This window comes from Spiribacter roseus, assembly GCF_002813635.1.
Classification (GTDB): Bacteria; Pseudomonadota; Gammaproteobacteria; order Nitrococcales; family Nitrococcaceae; genus Spiribacter; species Spiribacter roseus.
Genome location: NZ_CP016382.1, coordinates 1,795,477 through 1,815,661 on the forward strand (window position 1 = coordinate 1,795,477; position 20,185 = coordinate 1,815,661).

A 20,185-nucleotide genomic window follows, 5' to 3' on the forward strand; every position below is an offset into this window, starting at 1 on the left:
TCAGGGGTGGGGTTGGGTCACGAAATCGTTCAGCTCATCGGTGAAGCGCTGCGGCGCCTCGGCATGCAGCCAGTGGCCGACGCCGGGATAGCTCACCACGTCGGCGTCCGGAAAATGGCGGGCGATCGCGGCGCGCCCGGCGCCATCGACATAGTCGGACGCCCCGCCGTGGACGAAGCGCACCGGCCGCTCCGTCAGGGTGCCCAGGCCTTCCGGCCAGCCCTGGATGACCGGCAGTTGCTCGGCCAGCGTGGCGAGCGGAATGCGCCACACCCACTGCGCGCCCCGACGCTGCAGGTTGGTGAGCAGAAACTGCCGGATCATTGGGTGACTGACCTCGGTGGCCAGCTGCGCATCCACCGCGCCGCGATCCGGCGCCGCCGCCAGATCGATGGCCTGCATCGCACGGATCAGCCCGCCGTGCTCGGCTTCATGGTCGTAGGCCATGGGGGCGATATCCACCACCATCAGGCGGCGCAGCCGGTCCGGCCGGGTCAGGGCCAGCGCCATCGCCACCTTGCCGCCCATGCTGTGGCCCATGATGTCGGCCTGTTCAATGCCTCGTGCCTCCAGCAGGGCGACGACGTCGGCGGCCATGGCGCGATAATCCATGCCCGGGCAATGCGGGGACTGGCCGTGGTTGCGCAGATCGGGGCGCAGCACCCGATGGCCCGCCTCGAAGGATCGGGCGATGCCGCGCCAGTTGTTACCCGAGCCGTACAGGCCGTGGAGCATGACCAGTGCCGGGCCGTCACCCCCTTCGGCACAGTGCAGTTCCACCGCATCCGTCATTGCAGGCGCTCCTGGGCATTCGAGGCGACATGCCGCAGTGCCTGCAGCGCGACGCCGAACATGGCGCTGTCGGGCTGGGCGCTGGCCCGGATCTGATCGGTGATCTGGCGTAGATAGTCGACCCGGTTGCCCTCGCCGGCGAGTCCGTCCTCCACCCGGCTGGCCGCCGTGCCGTCACCGGTGTGCCGGAGGATGGCTTCGGTGACCCGGCGGTGTTCCTCGTGGAGCGACTCCATGAGTCCGATCCGGTAGCGCGCCTGCCAGTCGTCCTCGGGCTGGAACCGGTCAATGGCCGCCTGCAGGTCACTGAGCGCCAGATGGTCGCTGGCCTGGAAATGCACGCGGGCCGCCTCGGTCAGTTCGGTGTCGGCGACGCAGGCCGCGGCATGGATATCGAGCGCGGGATAGAGCCGCGGCAGACGGCTCAGGCGCTCGGCCAGGGGTGCCGGGACGCCGGCCTCGACATGCCGGTCGCGTGCCGCGGCCAGCTGCCCGGCGGCGGTTTCGGTCAGCAGTGTCGGCAGGGCCTCGTCGAGGCGGGCGACCGCCTGCTGCATCGGCGCCATACCGGCCCCGGCGTCACTGCCGCCGCCGCCCGGATGACGGAGCAGCCAGCGCGTGGCCTGCTCCTGCAGGGCGCGGATGCTGTGCAGTGCGGACTGCTGATGCTGGATGGCCACCGCGTCACCCAGTCCGTTCACTTCGTGCCACAGCCCGCGCAGACCGTAGATGTCACGGGCCGCCAGATAGGCCCGCACCGCCTCGGCGGTATCGGCGCCGGTCGCTTCGGTCATGCGCATCAAAAACGTCGCCCCCATGCGGTTGAGCACATGATTGGCGAGGTGGGTGGCGATGATCTCGCGGCGCAGGGGGTGCTGGTCGATGCGTGTCGCAAAGCGCTCGCGCAGGGGCGCGGGAAAGTACCCCACCAGCTCGTGGAGGTTTTCCTCGCCCTGCACCAGCGGCGAGTCGAGCAGCTCCTCGAAGCTGCGGATCTTGGTGTACGACAGCAGTATCGCCAGCTCGGGACGGGTCAGTCCGCGCCCCTGGCGGGCCCGCTCGGCGAGGCCCTCATCATCCGGTAGCTGCTCCACCGCCCGGTCCAGCCGGCCCTCGCGCTCGAGCCGGCGCATGCAGCGATCCTGCTCCGCCAGCCGGGCCGCCGCCCGATCCTGCATCAGGCTGATGGCCTGGGTCTGGCGGTCGTTATTGGCCAGCACATGCCCGGCGACGGCATCGGTCATTTCGACCAGCAGCTGGTTGCGCTGCTTGACGGTGAGATCGCCATCATCGACGCCGCCGTTCATGAGGATCTTGATGTTGACCTCGTGATCGGAGCAGTCCACGCCACCGGAGTTGTCGATGGCGTCGTTGTTGATCCGCCCGCCGGCCAGGGCGAACGCGACCCGGCCCAGGGGCGTCACTCCCAGGTTGCCGCCTTCGCCGATCACCTGGCAGCGCAGATCTTCGGCATCCGCCCGCAGGGCATCATTGGCCTTGTCGCCCACCTCGGCATGACTTTCGGCACGGGCCTTGACGTAGGTGCCGATCCCGCCGTTCCAGAGCAGATCCACCGGTGCGCGCAGGATGGCGGCGATCAGGTCGGTGGGCGTCAGGCGCTGCTGCTCGACGCCGAGGGCCCGGCGGGCCGGTTCCGGCAGGGTGATGGACTTGGCGCTGCGCGGCCAGACGCCGCCACCTTCGGAGATCAGCGCGGTGTCATAATCCGCCCAGCTGGAGGGGCCAAGGCCGAACAGCCGCTCCCGCTCGGCGTAACTGCGCTCGGGGTCCGGGTCGGGGTCAATGAATACATGGCGGTGATCGAAGGCGGCGATCAGCCGGGTGGTCCGTGACTGCAGCATGCCGTTGCCGAACACATCCCCCGACATGTCGCCGACGCCGACAACGCTGAACGGCTCGATCTGGATGTTGCGGCCGGCTTCGCGGAAATGCCGCTGGACCGCCACCCAGGCGCCGCGGGCGGTGATGCCCATGGCCTTGTGGTCGTAACCGGTGGAGCCACCCGAGGCGAAGGCGTCATGCAGCCAGAAGCCGTACTCGTCGGCGATGGCGTTGGCGTCATCCGAGAAAGTCGCGGTGCCCTTGTCGGCGGCCACCACCAGATAGGGGTCGTCATCGTCGTGGCGGACCACCTGTGCCGGCGGCTGGACGACGTCATCGACGATATTGTCGGTCACATCCAGCAGCGCGCGGATGAACAGCCGGTAGCAGGCGAGCACCTCGTCGCGCTGGGCCTGACGCTCACGGGGCAGGCGCTTGCAGACAAAACCGCCCTTGGCGCCCACCGGGACGATGAGGGCGTTCTTGACCATCTGGGCTTTCATCAGGCCGAGGATTTCGGTGCGGTAGTCCTCGCGCCGCTCCGACCAGCGCAGTCCGCCCCGGGCCACCTTGCCGCCGCGCAGGTGCACGCCCTCGACCCGGGGTGAGCTGACGAAGATCTCGAACGCCGGGACCGGCTTGGGAACACCGGGGATCCGCTCGGGCCGCAGCTTGAGGGCCAGGCTGGGATGCGGCCGGCCCTGGGCGTCGCGCCGGAAGAAGCTGGTCCGCAGCGTCGCCAGCATGGCATCGCGCAGGCGCCTCAGGATGCGGTCATCATCCAGGCTCTGCACCGCCTCGAGCTGCGCATCCAGCTCGTCGGCCAGGCGGCCGGCGCGCCCGGCGTCGGCGTGATCCGGGTCGAACCGCGCCCTGAACAGCTTGATCAGGCCGCTGGCGATGGCCGGATGATCGGCAAGGGTGGACTCCATATAGGGCTGGCTGTAGGCCATCCCTGCCTGGCGCAGGTACTGGGCGTAGGCCCGCAGGATACAAATCTCCCGCCAGGTCAGGCCGGCCAGCAGGATCAGCCGGTTGAAGCCGTCGTCATCGGTTTCGCGTCGCCAGATGGCGGCGAACCCGGACTGGAAGGCGTCGCGCAGCCGGCCCGTATCAAGGTCAAGTTCGGGATCGTGACTCAGGCCGAAGTCATGGATCCAGCACGGCCCGGCTCCCTCCGGACGAATGCCGTAGGGGCGCTCGTCGATCACCCGCACGCCCATGTTCTCGAGCACCGGCAGCACATCGGACAGGCTCATGGGTTGGCCGGCGTGATAGAGCTTCAGCCGCAGGCTGCCCACCGGTGCCTCGAGCGGGCGGTACAGGCTGATCACCAGGCCGTCGCCGGCCTCCAGGGTCTCGAGGCGTTCGATGTCCTGGGTGGCGGTGCCAGGCGGCGTGTCCTCGCGATAGGCGGCGCTGAACGCGTCGCGATAGCGGTGATGGAGCTGCGTGCCGCGGGCCTCGCCGCAGTGCTCGAGCAGCGTCTGTGCCAGATCGTCCGACCAGGACCGGGTGGTGGCCGCCAGACGTGCCTCGAGGGCGTCGGTGTCCACGGTCTGGGCCTCGGTGCCGCGGAAGTGGATGATGAAGTGGATGCGGGCAAGCACCGCCTCGGAGAGCTGCACGGTGAACTCGGAGTGTGCCCCGTCGAACGCCTCCATGAGGATCTGCTGCATGCGCTGCCGCGTCGCCGTGTCATAGCGGTCCCGTGGGGCATAGACCAGGCACGAGACGAACCGCCCGAAGCGGTCGTGACGCGTGAACAGGCGCACCCGCTGGCGCTCCTGCAGCTGCAGGATGCCCAGGGCCGTCTCATAGAGCGTCTGCGAATCGATCTCGAAGAGCTCGTCGCGGGGATAGGTCTCGAGGATGTGCACCAGGGCCTTGCCGGCATGGCTGTTGGCGCGCAGGCCGGCGCGCTCGAGCACCGCCGCCACCTTGCGCCGCAGCAGCGGGATGTTGCGCGGATTGCGGCTGTAGGCGCCCGAGGTGTAGAGCCCCAGAAAGCGGTGTTCGCCGATCACCTCGCCCCGGGTGTTGAAGCGCTTGATGCCGATGGTGTCCATGTAGCCATGGCGATGGACGGTGGCGCGGTGGCTGGATTTGGTCAGGATCAGCGGGTCGGGGTCGCTGGCCTGCTCGCGCATCGCCGGCGGTAGCGCCTCGAAGCTGCTCGACAGCCGTTCGGCGTTGCGGGCGGGCCGCAGCAGCCCCAGTCCGGTGTCCTGAACCGCCTCCAGCCGCAGGCTGTCGTTGCCGCGCCTGAGGTCGTAGCGGCGGTAGCCGAGAAACGTGAAATGGTCATCGAGCATCCATTCCAGAAAGGCATCGATCTCGGCGGGGTAGTCGTCGTCGGCGGCCGGTGCGCGGCGCTTGAGTGACCGACGCGCCTGCTCGGCCTGGTGGCGCATGGCCTGCCAGTCGGCCACCGCCACCTCGACATCGCGCAGGGTGTCCCGCACCGCCGCCTCAAGGGCGTCCAGCGGCGCATCACCGGCCTGGCGATCCACCTCGATATGGATCCAGGCCTCGGGCTCGCCGTCACTGCTGGAGCGGTCGCTCACCGCGGCAACGTGGCCACCGGCGTCGCGCGCGACCTCGAGCACCGGATGGCTGATCAGGTGGATCATCAGACCCTGCTCGTTCATCGCCATGGACAGTGAGTCCACGAGGAAGGGCTGATCGTCGGCGACGATCTGGACCACGCTGTGGGTGGACTCCCAGCCATCCTGTTCCGGGTCGGGGTTGTAGACGCGGAGCGCCACCTCGCCGCGGGGCCGCTGATAGCCCAGCCGCCAGTGCGACAGCGCCAGACCGTAGAGGCTGCCCGGCGCCCGCGCGGTCAGGTCTTCGGTGGCCATGCTGGCGTAGTAGCAGTCGATGAAGCGGTGGATGATCGCCTGATCCGCCTCGGACCAGCGCTGATCCGCCAGCTGCTCCAGCGCGTCCAGCTGGCGCTGGCGTGTCTTGTCGGCCGCGTGGTTCATCGGCTTGCGCACTCCTCCAGTCGCAGGGCAACTCCCGCCATGTTGTAACCTACGCCCGAACCCACCAGTGTGACCAGATCTCCCGGCCCGGTCAGGCCGTTTTCGATGAGGTGATCGAGGGCGATGGGCAGGCAGGCCGAGCCGGTGTAGCCGTAGCGGTCCATCAGCGCGGGCGCCCGCTGGGGCGGGATGTCCAGGGTCTGGCAGGCTTCGCGGATGCTGGCCGCGTTGATCTGGGTGAAGATCGCCTGATCGATGGCGGATGGCGTGAACCCACCCTGCCGGGCGAGCCGGCGCATCACCAGCGGCCAGCCCTCGGCGTTGATGGCCGGGGGATAGCGGCGATGGACCTGTACCCGGGTGCGCCCGGCGGCCACCGCGTCATGGCTGGCCGGCTCGGCGGTGCCCCCGGCGGCGATGTCCCAGTGATCGGCATAGCGGCCGTCCGCGTGGAAGGCGCTGGTGATGATGCCGTCGTCGTCGGTGGGCGCGAGCAGAGCCGCGCCGGCGCCGTCGCCATAGAAGAACACCATCGGATCGGCGGGATCGGCGAGGCGCTGCATCATATAGGCGCCGATCACCAGGATGCGCCGCAGTGCCGGGTTGGTGGCCATCAGGCCGGTGGCGGTGGCCAGTGCCGTGGGGAACGAGGCGCAGGCGCAGCCGATATCGAGGGTGCCGGCCGGGTGGGCACCCAGCTTGGCCTGAACGATCACGCTGGTGGCCGGGGTGATGCGATCGGGGGTGTCGGTGCCGAGGATGATCAGGTCCAGCTCGTCAGCCCGCCAGCCGGCCCGCACCAGGGCCTGCTGTGCCGCGGCCACGGCAAGGTCCGAAGTAACCTGCCCGGGCGCCGCCCGGTAGCGCTGGCGGATGCCCGAGCTGGCCTCGAAGCGCTCGACGCTGTCGGCCTGGCCGGTTGCGGCCAGTTCGGCCCGCAGCTCGTCGTTGCTCACAAGGCGCTCGGGAAGGTAGCGCCCGGTGGCAACGACGGCGGCGGACCGGTTCATCGCGGGTCAGCGTTTCTTTTTGGGTATGTACAGATCCGTCAGTGTGCCGGCGGCCGCCTCGGCGGCCATGCCCACCGTCTCGGAGATGGTCGGGTGCGGGTGGATGGTCAGCCCGATGTCGTGCATGTCGGCGCCCATCTCGATGGCGAGGCCCACTTCGGCGATCAGATCACCGGCGTTGGGCCCGACGATGCCGGCGCCCACCACGCGCTCGGTGTCGCGCTCGAAGATGAGCTTGGTGATGCCTTCGTCCCGGCCCAGCGACAGTGACCGGCCATTGGCGGCCCAGGGGAAGCTGCCCACCTCGACATCCATGCCCTCGGCCTTGGCCTGCTCCTGGGTGACGCCCACCCAGGCGACCTCGGGGTCGGTATAGGCCACCGACGGGATGACCCGGGCGTCAAAGGCGCTTTTCTCGCCCGCGGCGACCTCGGCGGCCACCTTGCCCTCGTGAACCGCCTTGTGGGCGAGCATCGGCTGACCGATCAGATCGCCGATGGCGAAGATGTGATCGACCCGGGTGCGCATCTGGTCGTCTGCCGGGATGCAGCCGTTGTCCATCAGCTCGAGGCTGGTGGCCTCGAGGTTGAGCCGGTCGGTGTTGGGCCGCCGCCCCACCGAGACCAGCACCCGGTCGAAACGGTCCTCGGCCGGTGCCTTGCCGCCCTCGAACTCGACGCTGACGCCGTCATCGTCGGGCCTGAGCGCCGTCACCTTCGTATTGAGGAAGATGTTCGCGTAGCGCTTGTCGATGATCTTGCGGAACGGCTTGACGATGTCCGGATCGGCCCCCGCCATCAGGCGGTCGGCCAGCTCGACTACGGTGATTTCGCTGCCGAGGGCATGATAGACCGAGGCCATTTCCAGGCCGATGATGCCGCCACCGACGACGAGCATGCGCTTGGGCACCTCCTCGAGCTTGAGGGCATCGGTGGAGTCCATGACCCGCGGATGGTCCAGGTCAAAGCCCGGTGGCGCGATAGGCCGCGATCCCGCGGCGATGATCACGTTGCGATAGCTGATCGAGCGCTCACCATCGGCGGTGTCGACCTTGACGTGATGGTCATCGATGAACTGTGCCGGCCCGTGGACGGTTTCGACATTCCGCTGCTTGGCGAGCCCGACCAGACCGCCGGTGAGCTTGCCGACGACGCTCGACTTCCAGGATTCGAGCTTTTTCAGATCGATCTTCGGCTCGCCGAACTCGATGCCGTTGTCGGCAAAGAACGCCGCATCGTCGATGACCTTGGCGGCATGCAGCAGCGCTTTTGACGGGATGCAGCCCACGTTCAGGCAGACGCCGCCCAGGCTTGGATAACGCTCGACCATAATGGTCTTCAGCCCCAGGTCCGCGGCCCGGAAGGCGGCGCTGTAGCCGCCCGGCCCGGCGCCCACCACCAGCACGTCACAGTCCGGCGAATCGGGCGCGGCCTGATTGGCGGCGGTTGCTGCAGGGGCGGCGGCCGGTGCCGGCTCGGAGGCGGCGGCGGGTGTTTCGCTGGCGGTCTCGGCCGGAGCGGCTGCGCCGCTGTCGGCGCCGCCACCGGCATCATCCGCCTCAGCGCCGGCAGCACCGTCGGCGGGCACCGCCATGGCGATCACATCGCCCTCGGCGACCTTATCGCCGACACTGACCGTCACCGACTCGATCCGCCCGTCGAAGGGCGCTGGCACCTCCATGGTGGCCTTGTCGCTCTCGAGGGTGATGAGCGAGCTCTCGGCCTCCACGGTATCGCCCGGGCCGACCAGCACCTCGATGATCTCGACCGCGTCGAAGTCGCCGATATCCGGGACGCGGACTTCCTTGGCTTGTGACATGAATCGCGATCCTTTCAGGTTTACAGGATGAGGCGGCGCAGATCGCCGAGCACACCCGTCAGATAAGTGGTGAAGCGGGCGGCCGCAGCGCCGTCGATGACCCGATGGTCATAGGAAAGGCTCAGCGGCAGCATCAGCCGGGGGACGAACTGGCTGCCGTCCCAGACCGGCTTGGTGGCGGTCTTGGACACGCCGAGGATCGCCACCTCGGGGGCATTGACGATGGGCGTGAACGCCGTGCCGCCCAGGCCGCCCAGGCTCGAGACGCTGAACGTACCGCCCTGCATGTCGCCGGCGCCAAGCTTGCCGTCACGCGCCTTGGCCGAGAGCTCGGCGAGATCCGCGGCGATCGCGTAGATGCCCTTCTGGTCGGCGTCCTTGATCACCGGCACCACCAGGCCCTGGGGGGTATCCACCGCCACGCCGATGTTGATGTAGTGCTTGCGGATCAGCGCGGCGCCATCGCTGCGCAGCGAGCTGTTGAAGTCGGGAAACGCCTGCAGGGCCCGGGCCGAGGCCTTGACCATGAAGGCCAGCGGCGTGAGCTTGACGCCGGCCTGCTCGGCGGCCGCCTTTTCCGCCTTGCGGAAGGCGTCGAGCTCGGTGATGTCGGCCTCGTCGAACTGGGTGACATGCGGGATGTTGAGCCAGCTGCGATGCAGATGCGGGCCCGAGAGCCGCTTGATGCGGGGCAGGTCGACTTCCTCGACTTCGCCGAACTTGCTGAAGTCGACCGCCGGGATGGGCGGGATGCCGGCACCCTCGGCGGCCGGTGCCGCAGCTGCGGGAGCCGCCGCTGCGCCGCCTTCCAGCGCCGATTTCACGTAGGCCTGCACGTCTTCGCGGTTGATCCGGCCCTTGCGGCCGCTGCCGGTGACCTGATCCAGCGGCACGCCCAGCTCGCGGGCGAAGCGCCGCACCGACGGTCCGGCGTGGGCCAGACGCTGGGTCTCGGCGCTGAGCGCGGGCCCGTCGGCCTGCTTCGTCGGCGCCTCGGCGGGTGCGGGCTGCTCCGCCGGGGCGGATGGCTCAGCAGGGGCCTCGGCGGCGGGTGCCGGGGCCGGTTCCGGTGCCGCGGCGGCGGGCTCGGCCGCCGGGGCCTCAGCGGCGGCGGCCGTATCGTCCCCGGCAGCGTCGCCGGCGCCGTCACCACTGACCTCAACCTTGGCAACCGGCGTGCCCTCGGCCACCTTGTCGCCGGGCTGGATCAGCATCTCGGTGACGGTGCCGTCCACCGGACAGGGGACTTCCATGGTCGCCTTGTCGCTTTCCAGGGTGATGATCGAGTCTTCGGCAGCGACGCTGTCGCCCGGGCCGACCAGCACCTCGATGACGTCCACCGCATCGAAGTCGCCGATGTCGGGGACGGTGATTTCCTTGACCTCTGCCACGCAAATTCCTCCTGCGCCGTGATTCGCCGCTAGACCGTGACCGGGTTAGGGGCGTCGGTGTCGATGTTGTAGTGGGCGATCGCCTTGCTGACGGTTTCGGCACTGATCGTGCCTTCGTCGGCCAGCGCCTTGAGGGCCGCCACCGTGACGTAATAGCGATCCACCTCGAAGAAGCGGCGCAGGTTCTCGCGCGTGTCCGAGCGGCCGTAACCGTCGGTGCCCAGCACCACATAATGGCGGTCGATGTAGGGCCGGATCTGATCGGCGAACGCGCGCATGTAGTCGGTGGAGGCGATCGCCGGCCCCGCATGATCGGCCAGGCACTGCTGTACATAGGGCATGCGCGGCGTGTCCTCGGGGTGCAGCATGTTGTGGCGCTCGCAGTCGATGCCGTCGCGACGCAGCTCGGTGAACGACGGGCAGCTCCAGATGTCGCTGTCGACGCCCCAGTCCTGCTTGAGCAGGTCGGCGGCGGCGATGACCTCCATGAGGATGCTGCCCGAGCCCAGCAGCTGGACCTGCTGCTTGCCCCCGGCGCCCTTCTGGAACAGGTACATGCCCCGGGTGATGCCGTCCTCGGCGCCCTCCGGCATGGCCGGCTGGTGATAGTTCTCGTTCATCATGGTGATGTAGTAGAAGACCGACTCCTGCTCCTGATACATCCGCTTCATGCCGTCCTGGATGATCACGGCCATCTCGTAGGCGAAGGTCGGATCGAATGAGCGGCAGTTGGGCAGGGCCGCGGTCATCAGATGGCTGTGGCCGTCCTCGTGCTGCAGGCCTTCGCCGTTGAGCGTGGTGCGCCCGGCGGTGCCGCCCATGAGAAAGCCCTTGGCCTGCATGTCGCCGGCCGCCCACCACAGATCGCCGACCCGCTGGTAGCCGAACATGGAGTAATAGGCAAAGAACGGGATCATCTCGACGCCGTGATTGGCGTAGGCGGTGGCGGCGGCAATCCAGCTCGACATGGCGCCGGCCTCGTTGATGCCCTCCTGGAGGATCTGACCTTTCTGATCCTCGCGGTAGTACATCAGCTGATCGGCATCCTGCGGCTCGTAGAGCTGACCCTGCGGGGCGTAGATGCCCAGCTGGCGGAACAGGCCCTCCATGCCGAAGGTGCGGGCCTCGTCGGGGACGATCGGTACCAGACGCGAGGCCAGGCCCTTGTCGCGAGCGATGATCGACAGCGCCCGGACGAACGCCATGGTGGTCGACATCTCACGCTCGCCGCTGTCCTTGAGCAGCACCTGGAACGCCGAGAGGTCGGGCACCTCCACCGGCTCGGCGGTAATGCGCCGCTCCGGCAGGTAGCCGCCCAGCGCCTCGCGCCGCTCGTGCAGGTACTTGATCTCGGGTGAGTCCTCGGCGGGCTTGTAAAACGGCGCGTCGGCGACTTTCTCGTCGGGCACCGGGATGTGGAAGCGGTCGCGGAACTCCTTGAGGGCGTTCTCGGCCATTTTCTTCTGCTGATGGGTGATGTTCTGGCCTTCGCCGGCCTCGCCCATGCCATAGCCCTTGACCGTCTTCGCCAGGATGACCGTGGGCTGGCCCTCATGCTCGGTGGCGGCGCGATAGGCGTTGTAGACCTTGGCCGAGTCATGGCCGCCGCGCTTGAGCTGCCAGATGTCCTCGTCGGACATGTTCGCGACCATGGCCTTGAGGTCGGGGTATTTGCCAAAGAAATGCTCGCGGGTATAGGCGCCGCCCTTGGCCTTGAAGTTCTGGTACTCGCCGTCCACGGCTTCGTCCATGCGCCGGCGTAGCAGCCCCTGGGAGTCCTTCGCGAGGAGCGGATCCCAGGCCGAACCCCAGAGCACTTTGAGGACGTTCCAGCCGGCGCCGCGGAACTCGCCCTCGAGCTCCTGAATGATCTTGCCATTGCCGCGCACCGGCCCGTCCAGGCGCTGGAGGTTGCAGTTGACCACGAAAATCAGGTTGTCGAGCCCCTCGCGGGCGGCCACACCGATGGCACCCAGGCTCTCGGGCTCGTCCATTTCGCCGTCACCGCAGAACACCCAGACCTTGCGGTCGGCCGTATCGGCGATGCCGCGGTTGTGGAGATACTTGAGGAAGCGGGCCTGATAGACGCCCATGATCGGGCCGAGCCCCATGGACACGGTGGGCAGCTGCCAGAAATCGGGCATCAACCAGGGATGCGGATACGAGGACAGCGGCTTGCCGGTCTTGGCGAGGTCGGCGCGGAAGTTGTGCAGATCGTCGTCGTTGAGCCGGCCTTCGAGGTAGGCGCGGGCGTAGATGCCCGGCGCTGAGTGGCCCTGGATGAACACCAGGTCACCGCCGTGATCCTCACTCGGCGCGCGCCAGAAATGGTTGAAGCCCACCTCGTAGAGCGTTGCCGACGAGGCGAACGAGGCGATGTGGCCGCCAATGCCGTCCCGATCGCGGTTGGCCTGGACCACCATCGCCATGGCGTTCCAGCGGATGATCGAGCGGATCCGCGATTCCAGCGCGCGATCCCCGGGAAAGGGCTGCTCATGCTGGGTGGGAATGGTGTTCTGGTAGGCCGTGGTCGCCTTGAAGGGCAACTGGCCGCCGCTGCGGCGGGCCTTGTCCACGAGCTGCTCGAGCAGAAACTGTGCCCGCTCCGGGCCTTCGTATTCGAGGACCGACTCAATGGCCTCGAGCCACTCCTGGGTCTCCTGCGGATCCAGGTCGTCCGGCGTCGGCATGGGCGTCATTTTTGCTGCCATCTCTGACCTCGTCATTGTTCTGTCAAGGCACAGCCTAGCGGGCGGACCGTTCGGTGGCCACACCCCTGATCGCTGTAGGTTATTGGTGCGCTGCGGAAAAATGCAGTCCGTCGCGATCCGCCAACCTAACCCAACGGGCAGCGGTTGTCGCCCCGTGATTTATGAGCATCAGGCACAGACCGTATGACTCGGGCGGCGTGCCCGCTAGAGCCACTCACGGGGCTGCAGATAGCGCCGGGTCAGTTCCGCCTCGGGCGTGGCTTCGCCCACTTGGTAGTCGTACTCCCAGCGCGCCAGCGGTGGCATCGACATGAGGATCGACTCGGTCCGGCCGCCCGACTGGATGCCGAACTTGGTGCCGCGGTCGTAGAGCAGGTTGAATTCGACATAGCGGCCGCGCCGATAGAGCTGGAAGTCGCGTTCGCGCTCGGTATAGGGAATGTCCTGGCGGGCCTCGACGATGGGGGCGTAGGCGCGCATGTAGCCGTCGCCCACCGAGCGCATCATGGCGAACGCCGACCCGAAACCGCCGCGCTCGTAATCGTCAAAGAACAGTCCGCCGATGCCTCGGGTTTCGCCACGATGGGGCAGGTAGAAGTACTCATCGCACCAGGTCTTGAAGCGTGGGTACAGATCCTCTCCCCACGGGGCGACGGCGTCGTGGGCCACCTGATGCCAGTGACGGCAGTCCTCGTCGAAGGGATAGAACGGAGTCAGGTCAAAGCCGCCGCCAAACCACCAGACCGGTTCGGCGTCCTCGGCCTCGGCCATGAAAAAGCGGACATTGGCGTGCGAGGTGGGCACATACGGGTTGCGCGGGTGCACCACCAGCGACACGCCCAGGGCCTGGAAGCCGCGGCCGGCCAGCTCCGGTCGGCGCTCGCTGGCGGTGGCGGGCAGGTTGGCGCCGAACACGTGCGAGAAGTTGACGCCCGCCTGCTCGAACACGGGCCCACCACTGAGCACCCGCGTCCGGCCGCCGCCTCCCGCCTCGCGATCCCAGGCGTCCTCATGAAAGTCGTTGCCATCCAACGCCGACAGCCCATCGCAGATACGATCCTGCAGATCCAGCAGATAGGATCGGACGGCAGTTGCATCAATCTCGGTCATGCGTGCAAGGATACGCATCAGGGAACGCTGGAGCGAACGCAATGACGGACCATATTGATGGCGAGGCCATCGACCTCGACGCGCTGTTCGAGGAGACCGCCTCGCCGGATGCCGGCGCCGTGGTGGTGTTCGGCGGCACGGTGCGCCGTCACCACGCGGGCCAGACCGTCACCGATATCGAGTACTCGGCCTACGTTCCGCTGGCCGAGCGCGCCCTGGCCGCCGTCGAGGCCGAGGCGCTGTCCGGCTATGACATCCTCTCGTGTCGGATCCGCCATCGCACCGGCCGTCTGCGGGTCGGTGAGCTGAGCGTGGTGGTGGTGGTGCGCGCGGCGCACCGGGCGGAGGCGTTCGAGGCCGCGCGGTTTGCCATCGACCGGCTCAAGGCCACCGCACCGGTCTGGAAGCGCGAGACCTATGCCGATGGCTCGCAGGTCTATCAGCAGGGCGAGGCGCTGCCGGGGGCGGGGGAGTAGAGCCATGACGCAGGACGTCACCGATCGGCGCGATCGACCGCTGCGGGATCTGCGGATTTCGCTGACCGATCGCTGCAATTTCCGCTGCAGCTACTGCATGCCCAAGGCCCTGTTCGGTGCCGATCACGCCTTTCTGCCGCGCCACCAGCTGCTCTCGTTCGAGGAGATCGCCCGGCTCGCCGGGGTGTTAGCGTCGCTGGGCGTGCGCAAGCTGCGCCTGACCGGGGGTGAGCCGCTGCTGCGCCGCGATCTGGAGACGCTGATCGGGCTGCTGCGCGACATTGATGGCATTGAGGACATCAGTCTGACCACCAATGCCTCGCTGCTGACCCGCGACAAGGCCCGGGCGCTGCGGGCGGCGGGGCTGGACCGTCTGACCGTCAGCCTGGACGGCATCGATGATGCGACCTTCCGGGCCATGAATGACGTCGGATTCCCGGTGGCGAAGGTGCTGGCCGGGATCGATCACGCCGAGGCGGCCGGGCTGGGGCCGATCAAGATCAACATGGTGGTGCAGAAAGGCGTCAATGATGGCGATATTCTGCCCATGGCCGGACATTTCCGCGGCACCGCCCACATCGTGCGCTTCATTGAGTACATGGATGTCGGCAACAGCAACGGCTGGCGGCTTGATCAGGTCATCCCGTCCCGCGACGTCGTGGACCGGATCAACGCCCGCTGGCCCATCGAACCGCTGGCACCCAATTACCGTGGCGAGGTGGCCGAGCGTTATCGCTATCGGGATGGCGCCGGCGAGGTCGGTCTGATCAGTTCAGTGACCCAGCCCTTCTGCGGCACCTGCCAGCGCGCCCGGCTGTCCGCCGAGGGTCAGCTGTTCACCTGCCTGTTCGCCAGTCACGGCCATGATCTGCGCGAGCGGCTGCGCCGCGGTGACAGTGACGCCGCGCTCCACGAGGCACTGACGACGGTCTGGTCGCAACGCGATGACCGCTACTCTGAGCTTCGCACCGCCGTCGAGCAGCCCATCGACAGCCGCCGCATCGAGATGTCCTACATCGGCGGTTAGGCGCCCGCCCGCAGCACCCGGCCGGTGTCGGCATCGCGGATTTCCGACGGGCCGCGCTGGCCGCCCAGCGGGCCGGGCACAAACCAGTCGAGCTGCCGGCCGAAGCAGCGCTGCACCTGCCAGCCACGCCGGCAGGCGGGCCGGCCACTGCGGTTGGCACTGGTGGACACCAGCGCTGAGCCGGCCGCGCGGCAGAGGTTGATGACCGGGGGGTGGCGCGTGACCCGCACGGCAATGCTCGGGCGCCCGCCGGTCAGCAGATCGGGCAGGCCGTCGGCGGCCTGCATGACCCAGGTGACGGGACCCGGCCAGGTGGCCAGCATCGCCTCACGCACCGACTCACGGGCGGGCCATTGCACCAGCCCCTCGAGCTGGTCGATGCCCGCCGCAATCACGATCAGGCCCTTGTCCGCGCCCCGGCCCTTGAGCCGGATCAGCCGGGCGATGGCATCGCTGTCGAGGGGATCGCAGCCCAGGCCCCAGACCCCTTCGGTGGGATAGGCGCCGACGCCGCCTGAATGGATCTGATCGCGGACCCGGCGCAGGGCCGGCGAGGGGGTGCGCATATCAGCTGCCCGAGGACTGCTTCTTGCGGCTGGTGCGACCCTTGCCGGTGCCACTGGCGGACTTCTTGCGGCCCCCGCCACGACCCTTGGGCTCGGGCGCCTCGTCGATCAATGCCTGGCACTCGTCCCGGGTCAGCGATTCGGCCTCGCGGTCCTTGGGGACCCGCGCCCGCTTGCGACCGTCGGTGATGTAGGGCCCGAAGCGGCCTTTCATGACGGTCAGTGCGCCGTCGTCAAAACTCTGGATGGTGCGCCGGGCGATGTTCTCCTTTTTCTCCTCGACCAGCTCCAGGGCGCGTTCACGGTCGATGGTGTAGGGATCATCGTCCTTTTTCAGCGACGCGAACTGATCACCAAAGCGGACATAGGGGCCGAAGCGGCCGATGTTGGCGCTCAGCGGCAGGCCATCCGGCGTCTCGCCGAGGTCGCGGGGCAGCGTGAACAGGGCCAGCGCCTCATCGAGGCCGATGGTGTCGATGCTCTGCCCGGGGCGCAGGCTGGCGAAACGCGGCTTTTCCTCGTCCTCGCGGGTGCCGATCTGGACGAAGGGTCCGTAGCGGCCGAGCCGCGCCGAGACCGGACGGCCACTCTGCGGGTCGGTGCCCAGCTCACGGGCCTTCATTACTTCGCTGCGCGAGACCTGCTGTTTTTCCTCGATGCGCTCGTGGAATGGATCCCAGAACTGGCGCAGCACCGGCACCCAGTCGGTCTCCCCCCGCGAGATCGCATCCAGCCGGTCCTCGAGACGGGCGGTGAATTCGTAATCGACGTAGCGATCGAAATGCTCGGTCAGGAACTTGGTGACCACCCGACCGGTGTCGGTGGGCTTGAAACGCCGGTTCTCCAGGGTCACGTAGTTACGCGCCTGCAGCGTGGCAATGATCGCGGCATACGTCGACGGCCGGCCGATGCCGTACTCCTCGAGGGTGCGCACCAGCGTGGCCTCGGAGTAGCGCGGCGGCGGCTCGGTGAAGTGCTGTTCCGGCCGCAGGCCAGTCAGCGGGATCCGCTCGCCTTCGGCAAGCGGCGGCAGGATGCGGTCGTTGGCATCGGCCCCCGGGTCGTCCGCGCCCTCCTGGTACACCGCCATGAAGCCGGGGTCGCGCACCGTCGAGCCCGTCGCCCGGAAACTCGCCACGTCGCCGGCGGCCAGATCCACCGACACCGTGTCGATGGTGGCGTGGATCATCTGGCAGGCCACGGTGCGCTTCCAGATCAGGTCATAAAGCCGGTACTGGTCGTCGCTGAGGTATCCCTTGAGCGATTCCGGCACCCGGCTGGCATCCGTCGGCCGGATGCCTTCATGCGCTTCCTGGGCGTTCTTGGCGCGGGTGCGGTACTGGTTGGGCTTGGCCGGCAGCTTGGCGGCGCCGAAGCGCTTTTCGATCACCTCGCGCAGGCTGTGGATGGCCTCCTGCGAGAGGTTGACCGAGTCGGTGCGCATGTAGGTGATCAGGCCCACCGTGCCGCTGCCGGTATCCACACCCTCGTAGAGCTGCTGGGCGATGCGCATGGTCTGCTGCGCGGAAAAGCGCAGCTTGCGCGATGCCTCCTGCTGCAGGGTGGAGGTGATGAACGGCGCGGCGGGGTTGCGCCGGCGCTGCTTTTTCTCGACCCGGGTGACGCTCAGCTCGCCCTCGCCCTCGCCCTCGCCCTCGCCCTCGCCTTTGCCGTGCTCGGCGCCGGCGGCCGCGAGGATGCGCCGCGAGGCGTCTTCGGCGGTTTCGGCATTGTTGATGGTGAACTGCTCGACCTTGCCGCCATCGAGCTGCTGCAGACGCCCGACAAATGGCGTTTCAGCCTGCACCAGATCGGCCTCGACGCTCCAGTACTCCTGGGGGACGAACGCCTCGATCTCTTTTTCGCGCTCGACGATCATGCGCAGCGCCGGCGACTGCACGCGCCCGGCGGACAGGCCGCTGGTGATCTTGCGCCAGAGCAGCGGCGAGAGGTTGAACCCGACCAGGTAGTCCAGCGCCCGGCGTGCCTGCTGGGCATCCACCAGGTGATCGGACAGCCCGCGGGGATGCTGGATGGCCTCGCGGATCGCATCGCGGGTGATTTCGTAGAAGACAACCCGGTGGACCGGTTTGTCATCGACCACGCCGCGCTCGCGCAGCAGTTCGAGCAGGTGCCAGGAAATGGCCTCGCCCTCGCGGTCGGGGTCAGTGGCCAGATAGACCGCATCGGCCTTGCGGGTGGCCTTGGCGATGGCATCGACCTGCTTGGCGTTGCGCTCCACCACGCTGTAGTGCATCGCGAAGTCCTGCGCCGGATCGACGGCACCCTCCTTGGCGATCAGGTCACGGACGTGACCGTACGACGCCATCACCTCGAAGTCCTTGCCCAGGTACTTCTTGATGGTGCCCGCCTTGGCCGGCGATTCGACGATTACCAGTGAATGCGACATGAATGCTTAGTGTTTCGTGGGGTAGGGAGGTTCAAAAAGCAGGCTCTCCATGGAGGCGCAGGCCTCTTCCTGACCCGGTTGGCTGAACAGGACCATGAGGACCACCCACTTGAGCTCATCAAGTCCGATGGGGTCGTCGTCGAGATCCATGAGGCGATCGATGACCAGCTCGCGGCTGCCCGCCGTGAGAATCCCGGCCTGTTCGAGGAACAGCAGAAAGCCGCGGCACTCGACATCGAGTCGGGCCGCCTCGGCCGGCGTGTAGATCCGCATCGCCGCCGGTCCGTGCGCGGAAACCGGCAGATCACGGGTTTCGGCCAGCGCGTCGATCCATGCCAGTGCCTTGAAAATCTGCGGATCGGAAAAGCCCGCTTCCTGCAGGTCCGACTCGATCTGGGTCCGATTGGGGTCGAGGTCGACGGCGTCCTGAAAATAATGCTCAAACAGGTACATCAGGATCTCGAAGACGTTTTCTTTCATCCGCCCGCTCGATTGCTGGTTCGCATGTAATAACCGCTACTGCAGGGCGCAACGTCGCCCGAGAGTTCGAGCTTAAGGAGAATGGATGAAAGGATATCGGGCGTCAATGAAGCCCGCTGGAGCAGGGTGTCGAAGGCGATGGGGTCATGATCCATGGCTTCGAGCACCGCGATTTCGCGGGCGTCCAGGGCCGTCCAGTCGGTCGTGTCAGCCGTCGGATCGGCCGGCGGCGCGCTGGGTGCCGGCCCGTCGATGGCGTGGCCGACCTCCTCGATGACCTGCCGCGCCGATTCCACCAGCCGCGCCCCGTTGCGGATCAGCGCGTGGCAGCCCTTGACCCGCGGATTGTGGATGGAGCCGGGGATGGCCATGGCCTCGCGGCCGGCCTCGATCGCCCGGTAGGCGGTTTCCAGCGAGCCGCTGTGACGACCCGCCTCGACCACCAGCGTGCCTACCGACAGCCCGGCGATCAGGCGGTTGCGGCGCGGGAACAGGCCGCGGCTGACCGGCGTGCCGGTGGGCATTTCGGTGACCAGCGCGCCGTTGTCGGCGATCTGATCGGCCAGTGCCTCATTATCACGCGGATAGAGCCGGTCCGGGCCGGTGGCCATGACCGCCACGGTGCGCCCCTCCACCGCCAGCGCCCCCTCATGGGCCGCGCTGTCGATCCCCAGTGCCAGGCCGCTGGTGACGGTCAGGCCGGTGGCGGCCAGATAGGCGGCGAACTCCTCGGCGATGTGAATGGCGTTTTCCGAGGCATTGCGTGCGCCGACCATGGCGACCTGCGGCTCGTTCAGGGCGTCGGGATCGCCACGCAGGTAGAGCATCGGTGGTGGATCGCCGATGCGGGTCAGCAGCGTCGGGTAGCGCGCATCATCGCGGGCGATCAGATGCCGGTCCCCGGCCTCGGCCCAGCGCAGGTCGGCATCGATGCCCGGCTGCAGGCTGGCTAAGTCATGGGGCGCGCGCACGGCGGCGCGCGGCAGTCCATGCGCGGCGCGATCCGCCTCGGAGGCGGCCCGAAAGGCCTCGGGATGGCCATAAGCCTCGATGATCAGGGTGCTGGTCCGCGGGCCGACGCCCGGCAGACGCGCCAGCCACAGCCAGGCCTCGAGCGCGCGGTCAGCCATCGGCATCGCTCCGCTCGGGATTGATGGCAAGCAGATAGTCGCCGGGGCGGATTTCGCGGCGGGCCTGCAGGATGCGCAGCAGCGCCGGCTGCCCACGGCTGATCAGCGTCGCTTTGCCCAGGGCGATGGTGCTGCGGCCGAGGCGCTCGCCGCTGTGGCCGGTGATGGCCGGCCCCGGCCGGAGCAGATAATAATTTCGGGCTGCCCGACCGCTCAGCCCTTCGGCATAGACCCGGTCACCGGCGGCGTTCAGGCGTCGTCCCTCCTCGCCCAGCACCACCCGCGGCAGCGCTTCGCTGGATGGGAACAGGGCCGGCGGCGAGGCCGGCACCGGCAGCGCGGTGAGCAGGGCAGTGGTGGCAAGCAGGACGCGCGGACTCCACGCAGGCATGATGTCTCCTTGTCGCCCCGTGTCTGACTGGTCGCAGGCGG

Annotated in this window: 14 protein-coding genes; 2 read left to right on the plus strand and 12 right to left on the minus strand. The window is 68.0% G+C overall.

The window, feature by feature from the left end:
- The 7 genes from BBH56_RS08860 to hemF all read right to left on the minus strand — a co-directional run bounded on the left by BBH56_RS08860 (position 1) and on the right by hemF (position 13,664).
- Positions 1-792, minus strand: coding sequence for an alpha/beta fold hydrolase (locus tag BBH56_RS08860; protein WP_148122601.1), 792 nt, complete (start codon positions 790-792; stop codon positions 1-3).
- Entirely contained in the window at positions 789-5,624 is a 4,836-nt protein-coding gene (locus tag BBH56_RS08865; protein WP_148122789.1) for an NAD-glutamate dehydrogenase, read from the minus strand. The genes BBH56_RS08860 and BBH56_RS08865 overlap by 4 nt, the downstream gene beginning before the upstream one ends.
- A complete protein-coding gene (locus BBH56_RS08870) occupies positions 5,621-6,634 on the minus strand; it encodes a 3-oxoacyl-ACP synthase III family protein (RefSeq protein WP_148122602.1) in 1,014 nt (337 codons plus the stop codon). Before BBH56_RS08870 ends, BBH56_RS08865 begins: the two co-directional genes overlap by 4 nt.
- 6 nt (positions 6,635-6,640) lie before the next feature.
- A complete protein-coding gene (gene lpdA / locus BBH56_RS08875) occupies positions 6,641-8,452 on the minus strand; it encodes a dihydrolipoyl dehydrogenase (protein WP_148122603.1) in 1,812 nt (603 codons plus the stop codon).
- Between the two features lie 20 nt (positions 8,453-8,472).
- Positions 8,473-9,843, minus strand: coding sequence for a dihydrolipoyllysine-residue acetyltransferase (gene aceF / locus BBH56_RS08880; RefSeq protein ID WP_148122604.1), 1,371 nt, complete (start codon positions 9,841-9,843; stop codon positions 8,473-8,475).
- Positions 9,844-9,872: 29 nt separating this feature from the next.
- Entirely contained in the window at positions 9,873-12,533 is a 2,661-nt protein-coding gene (gene aceE / locus BBH56_RS08885; protein ID WP_404828066.1) for a pyruvate dehydrogenase (acetyl-transferring), homodimeric type, read from the minus strand.
- Between the two features lie 225 nt (positions 12,534-12,758).
- Positions 12,759-13,664: an oxygen-dependent coproporphyrinogen oxidase gene (hemF, locus tag BBH56_RS08890; protein ID WP_148122790.1), complete on the minus strand. Its 906-nt coding sequence runs from the start codon at positions 13,662-13,664 to the stop codon at positions 12,759-12,761.
- 41 nt (positions 13,665-13,705) lie between these two features.
- Here hemF and BBH56_RS08895 point away from each other — a divergent pair, with 41 nt between their 5' ends.
- Both BBH56_RS08895 and moaA read left to right on the plus strand, forming a co-directional pair.
- Complete coding sequence (locus tag BBH56_RS08895) at positions 13,706-14,140, plus strand: molybdenum cofactor biosynthesis protein MoaE (protein ID WP_148122606.1); 435 nt, start codon at positions 13,706-13,708, stop codon at positions 14,138-14,140.
- 4 nt (positions 14,141-14,144) lie between these two features.
- Complete coding sequence (gene moaA / locus BBH56_RS08900) at positions 14,145-15,167, plus strand: GTP 3',8-cyclase MoaA (protein WP_148122607.1); 1,023 nt, start codon at positions 14,145-14,147, stop codon at positions 15,165-15,167.
- On the opposite strand, the gene BBH56_RS08905 is transcribed toward moaA, so the two are convergent.
- The 5 genes from BBH56_RS08905 to BBH56_RS08925 are packed head-to-tail and all read right to left on the minus strand — an operon-like array spanning position 15,164 to position 20,144.
- Entirely contained in the window at positions 15,164-15,733 is a 570-nt protein-coding gene (locus BBH56_RS08905) for an L-threonylcarbamoyladenylate synthase (protein ID WP_148122608.1), read from the minus strand. The two genes, moaA and BBH56_RS08905, sit on opposite strands and share 4 nt — an antisense overlap.
- A 1-nt stretch (position 15,734) precedes the next feature.
- The gene (locus BBH56_RS08910) at positions 15,735-18,143 is read right to left on the minus strand and encodes a DNA topoisomerase I (protein WP_148122609.1); all 2,409 of its coding nucleotides are present in this window, start codon (positions 18,141-18,143) and stop codon (positions 15,735-15,737) included.
- A gap of 6 nt (positions 18,144-18,149) precedes the next feature.
- Entirely contained in the window at positions 18,150-18,623 is a 474-nt protein-coding gene (locus BBH56_RS08915) for a DUF494 family protein (protein WP_148122610.1), read from the minus strand.
- Positions 18,620-19,753: a DNA-processing protein DprA gene (gene dprA / locus BBH56_RS08920; RefSeq protein ID WP_148122611.1), complete on the minus strand. Its 1,134-nt coding sequence runs from the start codon at positions 19,751-19,753 to the stop codon at positions 18,620-18,622. The genes BBH56_RS08915 and dprA overlap by 4 nt, the downstream gene beginning before the upstream one ends.
- Positions 19,746-20,144 carry a hypothetical protein gene (locus BBH56_RS08925; protein WP_148122612.1) on the minus strand — a complete coding sequence of 133 codons (399 nt, stop codon included), beginning with the start codon at positions 20,142-20,144 and terminating at the stop codon, positions 19,746-19,748. The genes dprA and BBH56_RS08925 overlap by 8 nt, the downstream gene beginning before the upstream one ends.
- Between the last annotated feature and the right edge of the window lie 41 nt (positions 20,145-20,185).

What these genes read in the sequence shown, in the direction of transcription:
- BBH56_RS08860 (WP_148122601.1), bottom strand. Translation starts at nt 792, where the DNA reads ATGACGGATGCGGTGGAACTGCACTGTGCCGAAGGGGGTGACGGCCCG.
- BBH56_RS08865 (WP_148122789.1), bottom strand. Translation starts at nt 5,624, where the DNA reads ATGAACCACGCGGCCGACAAGACACGCCAGCGCCAGCTGGACGCGCTG.
- BBH56_RS08870 (WP_148122602.1), bottom strand. Translation starts at nt 6,634, where the DNA reads ATGAACCGGTCCGCCGCCGTCGTTGCCACCGGGCGCTACCTTCCCGAG.
- lpdA (WP_148122603.1), bottom strand. Translation starts at nt 8,452, where the DNA reads ATGTCACAAGCCAAGGAAGTCCGCGTCCCGGATATCGGCGACTTCGAC.
- aceE (WP_404828066.1), bottom strand. Translation starts at nt 12,533, where the DNA reads ATGCCGACGCCGGACGACCTGGATCCGCAGGAGACCCAGGAGTGGCTC.
- hemF (WP_148122790.1), bottom strand. Translation starts at nt 13,664, where the DNA reads ATGACCGAGATTGATGCAACTGCCGTCCGATCCTATCTGCTGGATCTG.
- BBH56_RS08895 (WP_148122606.1), top strand. Translation starts at nt 13,706, where the DNA reads ATGACGGACCATATTGATGGCGAGGCCATCGACCTCGACGCGCTGTTC.
- moaA (WP_148122607.1), top strand. Translation starts at nt 14,145, where the DNA reads ATGACGCAGGACGTCACCGATCGGCGCGATCGACCGCTGCGGGATCTG.
- BBH56_RS08905 (WP_148122608.1), bottom strand. Translation starts at nt 15,733, where the DNA reads ATGCGCACCCCCTCGCCGGCCCTGCGCCGGGTCCGCGATCAGATCCAT.
- BBH56_RS08910 (WP_148122609.1), bottom strand. Translation starts at nt 18,143, where the DNA reads ATGTCGCATTCACTGGTAATCGTCGAATCGCCGGCCAAGGCGGGCACC.
- BBH56_RS08915 (WP_148122610.1), bottom strand. Translation starts at nt 18,623, where the DNA reads ATGAAAGAAAACGTCTTCGAGATCCTGATGTACCTGTTTGAGCATTAT.
- dprA (WP_148122611.1), bottom strand. Translation starts at nt 19,753, where the DNA reads ATGGCTGACCGCGCGCTCGAGGCCTGGCTGTGGCTGGCGCGTCTGCCG.
- BBH56_RS08925 (WP_148122612.1), bottom strand. Translation starts at nt 20,144, where the DNA reads ATGCCTGCGTGGAGTCCGCGCGTCCTGCTTGCCACCACTGCCCTGCTC.